Raw genomic sequence first — 11632 nt, forward strand, 5'->3', positions numbered from 1 at the left:
TGTCTCCGCGATACGCAAGAGATCCAGACTCGTCGACTACGAGGTCGTGGAGCTGGCCGCGCTGCTGCGGGCCGGCCGGACCACCTCGGTCGCGGTCACCAAGGCGTACCTCGACCGTATCGACCGTTTCAACGGCCCGTTCGAGACGTACGGCGACAACGGCCTGTACAACGCGTTCGTACGACTCGACCGGGACGGCGCGCTCGCGGCGGCCAAGGCCGCGGACGCGCGGTTCGCGAAGGCGCACAGCAAGAAGGACAAGGACGCGCTGCCGCCGCTCCTCGGCATACCCATGGGCATCAAGGACTCCGTTGCCGTCAAGGGCCTCGACGCCAAGGACGGCAGCCACGCCTTCGACGGCAACACGGCGCTGCGCGACGCCACCGTGGTGGCGCGGCTGCGGGCGGCGGGGGCGGTGATCCTCGGGCACACCGTGTGCTCGGCGTTCTCCGGCTCCATCACCGGCACGTTCGCCGGCAACGCGTGGGGACTCCCGTACGTGCCCGGCGGCTCCAGCCAGGGCAGCGGGGTCGCGGCGGTCGCGCGGCTCGCCGCGGCCTGCATCGGCGAGGAGACCGGCGGCTCGATCATGATGCCGTCGGCGGCGAACGGCGCCAGCGGCATCAAGCCCTCGCTCGGCACGTCGTCCGTCGCCGGCCTGATGCCACTGTCGCCCGGCTACGACGTCCTCGGCCCGATCGCCCGCTCGATGCGGGACGCTTCGCTGATCCTCTCCGTCATCCACGGCCCCGACCCGGCGAACGACCCGCTGACGCTGTCGGCGCCCGACCCGTTCCCCGCGCTGCCGCTGACACCGCGCCGGGGCAAGCGACCGCTGGCCGGGATCACCGTCGGCATCCCGCAGACGGACTGGATGCGTACGTCCGAGGGCATCCAGGTGGGCACGCCGCCGCAGCAGACGTACGACACCGACCACCGGGCCGCGTTCGAGAGGCTCCGGCGGCAACTGACCGCGCTCGGCGCGAAAGTGGTGGAGTTCGAGGGCCTGGACGTCACGAAGCCCGAGAACGACCCGTACTTCAACAGCACCGACGTCCTCGCGACGGTCGACGGCTCGGCGATCTCGCCCTCCTCGGCGGTCCTCAGCCCCAACCGCTACGAGATCAACTACTGGCAGGCGGTGGGTGAGTTCGCCGCGAGCAGGCCCGCCGACCAGGCGGCGGCGCTGCTCGCCCAGTACGGGCGCAAGGGCCCGAACGACACGAGTACGTCCTTCGAGTCGGCGGCCCGCCTCGGCGGCGGCGTCCCCGCGTCCGCCCGCACCGAGGGCGAACACCGCAGGCGGACCCTCCAGGCCAACTACCAGGCGGCGCTGGACGCGGCGGGCGTCGACTTCATGCTCGTGATGAGCCTCGGCGCACAGATAGGCCCCCGCCAGGGCGGCGGCTTCCCTGTCTACCGCGCCTACTACCAGTTGCCCAACGCGCTGGCCTGGCCCATGGTGTCCTTCCCCGTCGGCTACGACTCGACGGACGCGGGCCTGCCGATCACGGCCCAGTTCTGGGGCCCGCGCTTCAGCGAGCCCGAGATCGTCCAGGCGGCCATCGACTACCAGGACCACTACCCCGAGTACCACAACGCGGCCCCGCCCGACCCGAAGCCGGGCACCGCCACGACGAAGCCGCACACCCTGATCGTCAAGAAGGACGCGACACCGCCGGAACTCTCCAACGACCCGCTGGTGGCTGAGGAGGCCCTCCGATGACACCGCCGACGACGCCGACACCGCCGACGTTCCTCACGGTCCCCTGGACCCCGGTCATCAACGCGGGCCTGCCACCCCAGCACCCGGCGGACGGTACCGACCCCATTGCCACGGTCGGCTGGCTTCCGAAACTGGGCACCGAGTACTACCCGTACGAGACCGGCTCGGAGTCCTTGAAGCCCCCGGCCCGCTGACGGTCCCGTGTGGTCGTCCGTCTCCGTACACCCTGGCCCTCTATGTGATGTGACGGCACGTCATGTCGAGTCATATAGAGGGCAGGCGTACGGCCGTCATAACCCCGCGAGCTAGCGCCGGTCGCCCTTCGGGGGGAGGACGTTCTCCTTGAAGGCGCCCACCACGTTTCCCGGCGGGGCGAAGTCCACAACGACATAACTCTCGCGCCACCGGTCGCCCTTGCCGGAAACACGGGCGGCGCCGATCCTTGTGCTGCCCTTCCAGACGAGCTGGGTGAAGTGGCCGGTGTCACGGCTGAATTGAGCGGCGTCGAAGTCGTACTTCGCGCTCTCGTCGTACCACTCCTTCACCGCCACCGACCCCGCGAGCCGGTTCTTGCGGGCTGAGCTGTACCAGAAGAGGTTCTCGCCGTACTTGTGATCGAGGCCTTTGTGGGCCTCGGCAAGTGCCTCGTACGAGGACACCGTCCGCGCCCGGGACTTGGCGTACCGCGTCACCCGCTTGTCCAGCTTCACGGGCGGGACGCCGTGCAGGGAACGGTAGTTGTTCACCGACGCCAGCAGCTCCCGCAGGAATCCGCGGTCGGTGGTGTCGCTCAACGGCTCAAGCGCCGCTCGCTGCGCGGGCGTTCGCGCCGGTGCCTGGGCCGGTGCGTGGGCCGATGCCGGGGCCGGTGCCTGAGCTGCTGCCTGCGTGGCTGTTGGGGCGCCGGTCGCCGCAGCGACGCAGGCCAGTACCCCAGCCGCCAGCAGGACACCGTTCTTCCTGAGCTTCAACACCATCGCACCTTCGGTCCGGGTTCCGGGTGGCCGGGCCACCCCGTCGCGACAGAGGTACCCACCGGGTAGCGTGCGGCATTCATGCGATGCGTCCCCAATTTCGCCTGATTACACGGCAGTTCGCCGTTTAGGCACGAGACTGACCAATTGTGACCGAGGCTGTCGCCGGAGTCCGACGGCTTGATCGCTCGGCCGCTCGGCAGCGCGGCCGCTCCGCCGTTCGGCAGCGCGGGTCACCGATACGTAGGGGTCTCTTCCGGGTTGACCTTCACATTGATGTGATGCTTTTAGCCTCTCCATTGTGACTGATCGGGTGATCCGGCAATCCGTTGATCGGACGGTCGGACAGTCCGACGACGGCGAAAGCCGGCAAAGGTTCAAGAGCCGAGGCAAGAGTCGAGGCAAGAGTCGAGGAGAGACAGATGTCTGGTGTCGTGGTCATCGGTGCGGGCCCCGGGATCGGCCGGGCGGTAGCCCGTCGGTTCGCCCGGGAGAACATGCCCGTCGCCCTCGTCGCGCGCAGCGAGGCGACGCTCGAAGCCGCCGCGGCGAGCCTGGCGGACACCGGTGTCCGCGTCCTCACGCTGACGGCCGACAGCCGCGACGAGGCCGGCCTGCGTAAGGCACTTGACGACGCCCAGCGCGAACTCGGTTCGCCGGAGGCCGTGGTGTACAACGCGGCTGTCGTGCGGCCGGACGCCTTGGGGGAGTTGTCGCTCACGGCTCATCTCGACATCTGGGCGGTCAATGTCCTCGGCGCGCTCTCGGCGGCGGCGTATGTGGCGCCGGGGATGGGGAAACGCGGCGGCGGCTCGTTCATCGTCACCGGCGGGATGCCCGAGCCGAAGAAGGAGTACGTCAGCCTCTCGCTCGGCAAGGCCGGGGTGCGGACGCTGGTGACACTGCTGGACCAGGAGTACGGGCCGCTCGGCGTGCACGCGGCCAGCGTCACGGTGAACGGCCACGTCGCGCCGGGCACGGCCTTCGACCCGGACGACATAGCCGAGCACTACTGGCGGCTGCACACGCAACCGCGCCACGCGTGGGAGCAGGAGGCGGTGCACGGCGGCCGGTGAGTAGGCTCGTACGCGATCCGCCGGCGCCCGGTGGATCGCGTACCCGTACGACCGCTGAGGAAGATGTGCGTTGAACGCCCCTGCCCCGCGTGTGAGGTTGATCCAGTCGACCCTGAGGTGCCTGGAGGTGCTGGACGCGCTCGCCGCCGTCGAGGAGCCGGTGTCCGTGTCCGAGCTGGCGCGCAGGCTCGGCGGGCAGCGGGGCACGGTCTACCAGCAGCTCCAGACGCTCGTCCACGCCGGCTGGGCGCGGCAGACGCCGGAAGCGAAGTACTACCTGTCCTTGCGTGCGCTGCGGGTCGGCAAGGCGGCGCTCGACCAGGCGGGCCTGGCGGAGCGGTTGCTGCCCGCGCTGCGGGAGTTGGCGGCGGCGACGGGCGAGGCGGCGGCGCTGGCGGTGCTGGAGGGGCACGAAGTCCTGATCATCCAGCGGGTGGAGTCCGACGCGTTGGTACGGGCCGACATCCGCGTCGGCAGCCGTATGCCGCTGACGTCGGCGTCGGGTCTTGTCCTGCTGGCGTACGCGGAGGAGGACCGGCTGTCGCGGCTGCGCGCCACGGGCGTCGCGACACCGGACCGAGCGGTCCTCGACGGGATCCGGCGCCGGGGCTACGCGGCGCAGCGGGACACGTACCGGCCGGGACTCTCGTCGGTCGCCGTGCCGGTCTCGCTGGGGCCGGACGAGGAGTACTTGGCGCTGTCGATGGCGGCGCCGACGGACCGTTTCGACGAGGATCGGTCGGTGGCCCTGATGCTGAGGGTGCGGGAAGACTTCTACGGGGGGTGAGACGGCGAGCGGGCGGAGGGCATACGGCGCGCGTTGGACAGCGGACCGGCCTGCGTGTTTGCATCTGACCAACGAGAAGCCGTAGGAGGGGGAAGCTGTGCAGCAGCATTACGTCCGGCCCGAGGGCATGCCGCCGGTCCACGGCTACAGCCACGCGGTCGCCTTCAGCGGCCGGATACTCGCGGTCTCCGGTCAGGTACCGCTGGACGCGGACGGCAGGCTCGTCGGCCCTGACGACCCGCGCGCGCAGACCAGGCAGGTCTTCGAGAACATCAGGCGGGCGCTCGGCGCGGCAGGCGCCGGCATGGAGCACGTGGTCAAGCTGACGGTGTACCTCACGGATCTCCAGGACCTGGAGGCTTTCCGGGAGGCGAGGGACGAGTACATCTCGGCGACGGCACCGCCGGCCAGCTCACTGATCCAGGTCGCAGGCCTGGTGAACCCGGCGTTCCGCGTCGAGATCGACGTACTGGCGGCACTGCCCGCGTCGAACTGAACGTACCTGCCTACCTACCTACCTACCTGCCTACCTACCGGCCCAGCTACGCACCGATCCGGCGCCGGATGTCTTCGCGGGTCGCCATGGCGCGGGGGTCGTCATAGCCGTCGAGCAGACGCAGTGCCTCGGCCCAGTGCGGCGCGGCCGCTCCGGCGTCCCCGGTTGCGGCGAGAGCCCGGCCGAGTCCGTCGAGGGCGAGGGCTTCGTTCCAGGCATCGCCGAGTTCGTGGTGGGTGGCGGCGGCCTGCCGATGGAAGTGCGCGGCTTCGGTGCCGCGCCCGAGCCCGTGATAGGTGTTGCCGGCCCCGTACCAGGCGAGCGCCTCCCGGCTGCGGTTGGCGAGGCGGCGGTGCAGGGCGGCGGAGCGCTGGTACGAGATGAGCGCGTCGGCGCTCCGCGCGTGGGTGTGCTGGGCGTCGGCCAGGGCGAGGAGCCAGTAGGCCTCCAACCGCTGGTCGCGCAAGGCCGAGGCGATGGCCAGGGCCTGCTGTGCCGAACGCAGAGCCTCATCCAACTCGCCCTGTTCTAGCTGGAGACAGCTCCCAAGGCGCAGCAAGTTGCCCACTCCTCGCTGGTTGTCGAGGGCGCGGTGTGCCTCAAGGGCTTCCCTGGCGACGGCCGATGCCTCGGGCAGCCGCCCGGCGTTGTAGTGCGCGGTCGCGAGGTTGGACAGGGCGGTGGCCGCCCAGTGGTCCGAACCCTCTTCCCGGAATCGGGCGATGGCCTGGGTGAAGTGGTCGGCTGCCTGGACCAGTTGCCTCCTTCGCAGATGGACAAGACCGATCAGGTTGAGCGAGTCCGCCTCGCCGAGCCGGTCGCCCGTACCGCGCCGGAGCTCCAACGCCCGCCGGTGGCACCGCAGACTCTCGGCGAAGTCGTTGATCCTGGCGTGGTCCATCCCGAGTGAGGTGAGTAACTGCGCTTCCCCGTCGGGAGCACCGGACCGGCGCGCCGCCTCCAGGGCGATCTCTCCTACGGCCATCCAGTCGGCGAGGGGTGCGGTGGAGGACCGGGCGTTCCAGAAGACGGCGGCCAACTGCCAGGCGAGCTGGTCGAGTCCGGCGGTGGCCGCGCTGCGGACTGCCTGGACGAGGTTCATGTGTTCGCGTTCCGACCAGTCCAGCGCCGCGTCGTAGTCCGCGAAGACCGTGGGACGTATGTCCAGGTCCGGCGCCGATCCGGTGAGAGGCAGATGGGCTTCGGCGGGGTTGAGCCGGCTCTGCGCGGCATCAGCGGTGTGCAGATACCAGGTCAGCACACGACGCAGTGCGCCATCGCGCAGATGCGGTGGTTCTTCGTGGTGTGCCTGATCGGTGGCGTAGGCGCGGAGGAGATCGTGGAATTCGTAACGGTCGTGCCCTGTCTGTTCCAGGAGGTGGGCGCCGACCAGGGAGTCGAGGAGCTGCCGGGTCCGGGGGACGGCGAGTGCGGCGAGCGCCGCGGCGGCCTGGAGGCCGAATTCGGGTCCGGGGTGGAGGCCGAGCAGACGGAAGAGCCGGGCGGCCTGTTCGGGGAGGGCGCGGTAGGACCAGGCGAATACGGTACGAACGGCTTCGGCGTCGCCGTCGTCGCCGGTGCTCAGGGCGTCCCAGAGCGCGGATTCGTCTCGGAGATCGGCGATGAGGTCGTCGAGACGCATGTGCGGGTGGCTGGCGGCGCGTTCGGCCGCGATTCGCAGGGCCAGCGGCAGCCGTGCGCACAGGCCTGCCAGCTCCGCGAGCAGGTCCGGATCGTCCTCCGGCCGGTATCCGGCGGTGACGGCGCGGAGCAGCGCGACGGCTTCCGCCTGGGGAAGCGTGCCCAGGGTCAGACGCCGCGCGCCGTCGCGTACGGCGAGGCCGGAGAGCCGGCTGCGGCTGGTGACGACGGTCAGCGACCCCGCGCCGCCGGGCAGCAGCGGACGGACCTGGCCCACCGAAGCGGCGTTGTCCAGGACGACGAGCAGCCGCCGGTCGGCCAGCAGCGAGCGGTACAGCGCGGCCGCCGAGTCGAGGTCTTGCGGCACGGAATCGGGCCGCACGCCGAGCGCGGTCAGGAAACCGTGCAGCGCGGCCCCCGCGGTGACCGGCTCTCCCGGGTCGTAGCCGCGCAGATTGACGTAAAGCTGCCCGTCGGGGAACCGGTCCCGTACCTGATGCGCCCACCGCAGAGCGAGCGATGTCTTTCCCGCTCCGGCGGTCCCGGCTATCACGCATACGGAGATGACAAGCGCGTCGCCGTGGTCGTCGGCCAGAACCGCGTTCAACTCGCCGAGTTCATGGCTGCGGTTGACGAACCCGTGCACATCGGCCGGTAACTGCCGCGGGGTCGGACCGCCGGGACCGCTCCCGCTGTCAACGCCGGGGCCATGAAAGTGAATTCCGCCGCTGACGTTTCCGGCCTGTACGACATCGCGGGACGAGGCGGTTCCGGACAGTTCATTGCTGGAACTGCTGGAACTGCTGGAACTGCGTGAATTCCCGGAATTCCCGGGGCGTCGCTGGTCGTCGTCGTGATTCTTGATGGTCTACTCCGGCTGAATTTTCGGTGCGGGAAGGTGCGCCACTTCACGGTCGAAGAACGATTCCATTTCTTCGCCGGCCTCATAGAGCGCTTTGACGTAACTCTCCCAACGCGCCACGAGATCAGGATCCGTGAAGCGGACAGCGCCCTCGGACGCCCCCTCCTCGGTGTAGAGGACGTTGTAGAGAGTCCCGCCGTCGAGAATGACCACTTCCGGGAGGAGACCCGAATGCTCGGCGTCGGCCACCACTCCCGCGTCCACGACCCGGACGCGCTGGCCGTACAGGGCGCGCTGCAGCAACGAGTGCAGCTCCCACTGGACGTACGGCGTCAGCGGCTGCTCGACCACGCGCACACGGTGAAAGACGTACCCCCGTCGCTCGTCCTCGCGGGCTTCTTCGAGCAAGGCGTCACGCCGTTCCTCGATGCGCCGGAGCGCCTCGTCCCACGCGCCCTCCCGCAGCGCGTCCCGGCTGGCGCTGCCCTGCTCCTCGAAGTGCTGTCGCCTCTCCAGCTTCCAGGCGGAGCCGTTACGGATCTCCGCGTCGCGCTGCCAGAATTCGCGCTTGTAGTCCGCGCGGGAAAGCCTCTCACCGAGCGCGGGTGGGAGGGCAGGGGCGAAGAGTTCAGACATCCGTGATGTCCGGCTTCGCCGCGCCGAGCATGTTCCCGGGAATGACGACCAGCCGCTCGTCGGAGGCAAGCGACACGCCTTCCGGCATCCGGGTCGCGTAGCTGGCGGTGAGGTCTCGGCCGATTACGGCGATGTCGCCGTTGTCGAGCTGCCAGATGTCCGGACAATCGTCCTTGCCGTCGGAATTCCCTAACTCCGCCGCCGACTTTCCGAGCCGCCGTTCGAATAACGCGGACGGGTCCGCCTCCCAGGCGCGTGTCATGTCTGCCTCCAATTGGCTCGGTGAGGACACAACTGATACGCATTGTATGCGTGTTGATTACTCTGAGCAATGAATAGTGGGGGTAGGTTCCCGCCAATGCCCCCGCTCCGCCGCTGAGTCCGGTTTGCGGGGGGTTTGGTACCTCTTTGCGGTGAAGGGGGGATGGTGATGGTTGGTGCGTCGCCGTGCGGCGCACATCCTCCCCTGTGGCGGAGAGGTGAGGAACGCCGTGCACGGGGCACTCGCTCCTTGACCGGCCTGAAGATCTCGGCACTCGGACATCGGACATCGGGAGACCCCATGCTGTTGGTCGGCTCATCCACACTCGACTACCTGGACCTCGCTGACGACCCGAGCGGCCGACGCGGTGCCACCTCGGCGGCCGCGAAGTCCGTACGCAAGGAGCGCGCCGTGACCGTCCCGGTGCCCTCGCAGGCGGGGCCGGCGTCGGCGTCCGCGCCGGTCGATCTCGCGCGCCACCCGTAAAGGGAAGGCGCGGGGGCGCGCGGTCGTATCACCGGTCCGGTGAAGGGGAACTGACTCGGAACGGCGATGCCGGTGATCCCGTCGTGCACGTGGCCCTCGGTGTCGGCGCCCTGACGTATTCCGTTCCGACCGCCACGCAATTGGGGGAGTCGGTCCGCCCGGCGGCGCGCGGGTCGGACCTGTCGCGCCCTCGGCTTCGCCGAGGGCGAGCGTCGAGTGCAGCTCTACGGCGGACCGCGGTGACGGTCTGACGATGTCCGTGCGGGAACGGGCAGAAAAAATCCCCGGTCCGAATTGACGGCCGGGGTGTTCCTCTGCGTATATTGATTGTTTCCGCGCCTCGGCATAATCAAGGCATGGAGAACGTCACTGGAATCAGCGTATCGGACAGGGGTAGAATTGTCAACCGAGGAATTGCAGAATGAACAGCAATTCATCTCCCACCTCTATGAGCGTCTCGATACCCTCAGGGAGCAGGCCGAGGCCGCCATGGAGGCGTCGATCGGGCAGGTCAGTACTGGTCGGCAGGCTCGGGTGGAGCGCGACATCAGCGTGGTCGAGCAGTCGGGGCGGATGTCGGCGCTCAATTCCGTGGAATCCGGGCTCTGTTTCGGCCGGATCGATCTCGCCGACGGCGACAGCCACCACATCGGGCGCATCGGAATGCGCCAGGACGACTCCGAACGTACCCCTCTGCTGATCGACTGGCGTGCCCCCGTGGCCCGGCCTTTCTATCTCGCCACCGGTTATTCGACGATGGGGCTGCGCCGGCGACGGCACATCACCACCGATTCGCGCCGCGTCACCGCGCTGCACGACGAGATCATGGATCTCACCGACACCACCCGCACCGGGTACGAGGACCCCGACGGTGACGCCGTCCTGCTCTCCGCGCTCAACTCCGTGCGTACGGGGCGGATGAGCGACATCGTCCAGACCATCCAGGCCGAGCAGGACCGCGTCATCCGCGCCCCGCACCGCGGTGTGCTGGTGGTCGAAGGCGGACCCGGCACCGGGAAGACCGCCGTCGCGCTGCACCGGGCCGCGTATCTGCTCTACGCCTTCCGCGAGCAGCTCGCCCGCCGAGCCGTGCTGATCGTCGGGCCCAACCCCGCCTTCCTCGGGTACATCGGCGAAGTGCTGCCCTCGCTCGGCGAGACCGGGGTGCTGCTGTCGACCACCGCCGAGCTGTTCCCCGGTGTCGTGGCCACCGGTACGGACACCCCGAGGGCCGCCGAGGTCAAGGGGCGCATCAGCATGGCGCGGGTGCTCGCCGAGGAGCTGGCCGACCGGCAGACGCTGCCGCACCCCGGGCGGCCCGTCGAGATCCCGCACGAGGACCACGGCACGCTCCTGCTGGACCGCGAGACGGCGTACGAGGCGAGGCGCCGCGCCCGTGAGTCCGGGCTGCCGCACAATCTGGCCCGCCCCGAGTTCGCCTTCCGGATCATCGACGCCCTGACCGCGCAGCTCACCGACCGGCTCGGCGCCGACCCGCTCGGTGGCCCCAACCTCCTCGACCCCACCGACGCCGCCCAGCTCGGCAAGGAGGTCGCCACCAGTCCCGACGTACAGGCCGCGATCGACGCGCTCTGGCCGACACTGAGCCCGCAGCAGTTCGTGTCCGACTTCCTGGCCGACCCGCGCAGGCTCGGCGACCGGGACGCCGCCGCCGTACGCCGGCCCGGACCGCGCACCGGCGCCGACGCGCCGGTCGAGTGGACGCCCGCCGATGTGCCGCTGCTGGACGAGGCCGCCGAGCTGCTCGGTGAGGACGACACCGGGGAACGCGCGGCCCGCGCCCGGGTCAAGCAGGAGCAGATCGCTTACGCACAGGGGGTGTTGGAGCTGTCGTACGGCTCGCGCACCCTGGAGTTCGAGGACGACGAGTCCGAGGTGCTGGCCGCGCACGACATCATCGACGCCGAGCGGTTCTCCGAGCGCCAGGAGGAGACCGACACCCGTACCGCCGCCGAGCGCGCCGCCGCCGACCGTACCTGGGCCTTCGGCCATATCGTCGTCGACGAGGCGCAGGAACTGTCCGCCATGGCCTGGCGGTTGCTGATGCGCCGCTGCCCCAGCCGTTCCATGACACTCGTCGGGGACCCGGCCCAGACCGGCGACGCCGCGGGCTGCGACTCCTGGCAGCAGATCCTCGAACCGTACGTGGGCAAGCGCTGGAAGCTGTCCAGGCTCGGCGTCAACTACCGTACGCCCGCCGAGATCATGGCGGTCGCCACCGAGGTGCGGCGCATGACGGACCCGGACTTCGAGCCGCCCAGCTCCGTGCGCTCGACCGGTACCGGACCGGTCGTACGGTCCGTGAAGCGGGACGAACTCGCGGCCGCCACCGCCGAGTTGGCCAAGGAGTACGCGGGCGAAGGCCGGGTCGCCGTCATCGCACCGCCCGGGCTGCTGTCCGTGCTCGCTGCCGAACTGCCCGACGCCTCGTGGAGCGTGACACCGGACCTGACCCGGCCGGTGGTGCTGCTCACGGCGCGGGCGGCGAAGGGGCTCGAGTTCGACACGGTCGTCGTCGTGGACCCCGAAGCCATCATGGACGCCTCGTCGCGCGGCACGAACGATCTCTATGTGGCGCTGACCCGTCCGACGCAGCGGCTCGGGATCGTACGCGACGCGGGCACCCCGTCCCGGATCGCCTCGACGGAGCCGCAGCGCCAGCCCG

At 69.8% G+C, this 11632-nt stretch carries 11 protein-coding genes; 7 read left to right on the forward strand and 4 right to left on the reverse strand.

Annotated features, from left to right (window positions below):
• On the forward strand, positions 1 to 1726 hold a 1726-nt coding region (locus QR77_RS42435), incomplete at its 5' end, for an amidase (RefSeq protein ID WP_201778827.1).
• A complete protein-coding gene (locus tag QR77_RS28785) occupies positions 1723 to 1920 on the forward strand; it encodes a hypothetical protein (protein ID WP_040024944.1) in 198 nt (65 codons plus the stop codon). The genes QR77_RS42435 and QR77_RS28785, both read left to right, overlap by 4 nt.
• Positions 1921 to 2031: 111 nt before the next feature.
• Here the strand turns inward: QR77_RS28785 and QR77_RS28790 are convergent, their stop codons facing one another.
• Positions 2032 to 2520, reverse strand: a complete 489-nt coding sequence (locus QR77_RS28790) for a CAP family protein (RefSeq protein ID WP_040028825.1) — start codon at positions 2518 to 2520, stop codon at positions 2032 to 2034.
• Positions 2521 to 3122: 602 nt separating this feature from the next.
• Here QR77_RS28790 and QR77_RS28795 point away from each other — a divergent pair.
• From QR77_RS28795 to QR77_RS28805, 3 genes are all read left to right on the forward strand, one after another.
• Positions 3123 to 3776 carry an SDR family NAD(P)-dependent oxidoreductase gene (locus tag QR77_RS28795; protein ID WP_040024945.1) on the forward strand — a complete coding sequence of 218 codons (654 nt, stop codon included), beginning with the start codon at positions 3123 to 3125 and terminating at the stop codon, positions 3774 to 3776.
• Positions 3777 to 3873: 97 nt separating this feature from the next.
• Positions 3874 to 4563 (forward strand): IclR family transcriptional regulator, encoded by a 690-nt coding sequence (locus tag QR77_RS28800; protein ID WP_160310958.1) that lies wholly within the window; start codon positions 3874 to 3876, stop codon positions 4561 to 4563.
• Between the two features lie 97 nt (positions 4564 to 4660).
• Positions 4661 to 5059, forward strand: a complete 399-nt coding sequence (locus tag QR77_RS28805; RefSeq protein WP_040024947.1) for a RidA family protein — start codon at positions 4661 to 4663, stop codon at positions 5057 to 5059.
• A gap of 46 nt (positions 5060 to 5105) precedes the next feature.
• Here QR77_RS28805 and QR77_RS28810 read toward each other — a convergent pair whose 3' ends face one another.
• From QR77_RS28810 to QR77_RS28820, 3 genes are all read right to left on the reverse strand, one after another.
• On the reverse strand, positions 5106 to 7346 hold the full coding sequence (locus tag QR77_RS28810; protein ID WP_201778828.1) for a tetratricopeptide repeat protein: 2241 nt from the start codon (positions 7344 to 7346) through the stop codon (positions 5106 to 5108).
• 222 nt (positions 7347 to 7568) lie between these two features.
• A complete protein-coding gene (locus tag QR77_RS28815; protein WP_040024948.1) occupies positions 7569 to 8198 on the reverse strand; it encodes a DUF6879 family protein in 630 nt (209 codons plus the stop codon).
• Positions 8191 to 8460: a hypothetical protein gene (locus QR77_RS28820; RefSeq protein WP_040024949.1), complete on the reverse strand. Its 270-nt coding sequence runs from the start codon at positions 8458 to 8460 to the stop codon at positions 8191 to 8193. Before QR77_RS28820 ends, QR77_RS28815 begins: the two co-directional genes overlap by 8 nt.
• A gap of 300 nt (positions 8461 to 8760) precedes the next feature.
• Between QR77_RS28820 and QR77_RS28825 the strand changes: the two genes are divergently transcribed.
• Together QR77_RS28825 and QR77_RS28830 are read left to right on the forward strand one after the other, a co-directional pair.
• A complete protein-coding gene (locus QR77_RS28825) occupies positions 8761 to 8946 on the forward strand; it encodes a hypothetical protein (protein WP_040024950.1) in 186 nt (61 codons plus the stop codon).
• 399 nt (positions 8947 to 9345) lie between these two features.
• A partial coding sequence (locus tag QR77_RS28830) for an ATP-binding domain-containing protein (protein ID WP_236710843.1) occupies positions 9346 to 11632 on the forward strand: 2287 nt, incomplete at its 3' end.

The organism is Streptomyces sp. 150FB (assembly GCF_000818195.1).
Taxonomy (GTDB): Bacteria; Actinomycetota; Actinomycetes; order Streptomycetales; family Streptomycetaceae; genus Streptomyces.

Excerpts from the sequence above, each read along its gene's own strand:
- QR77_RS28825 (WP_040024950.1), top strand. The coding sequence starts at position 8,761 with ATGCTGTTGGTCGGCTCATCCACACTCGACTACCTGGACCTCGCTGAC.
- QR77_RS28815 (WP_040024948.1), bottom strand. The coding sequence starts at position 8,198 with ATGTCTGAACTCTTCGCCCCTGCCCTCCCACCCGCGCTCGGTGAGAGG.
- QR77_RS28785 (WP_040024944.1), top strand. The coding sequence starts at position 1,723 with ATGACACCGCCGACGACGCCGACACCGCCGACGTTCCTCACGGTCCCC.
- QR77_RS28820 (WP_040024949.1), bottom strand. The coding sequence starts at position 8,460 with ATGACACGCGCCTGGGAGGCGGACCCGTCCGCGTTATTCGAACGGCGG.
- QR77_RS28795 (WP_040024945.1), top strand. The coding sequence starts at position 3,123 with ATGTCTGGTGTCGTGGTCATCGGTGCGGGCCCCGGGATCGGCCGGGCG.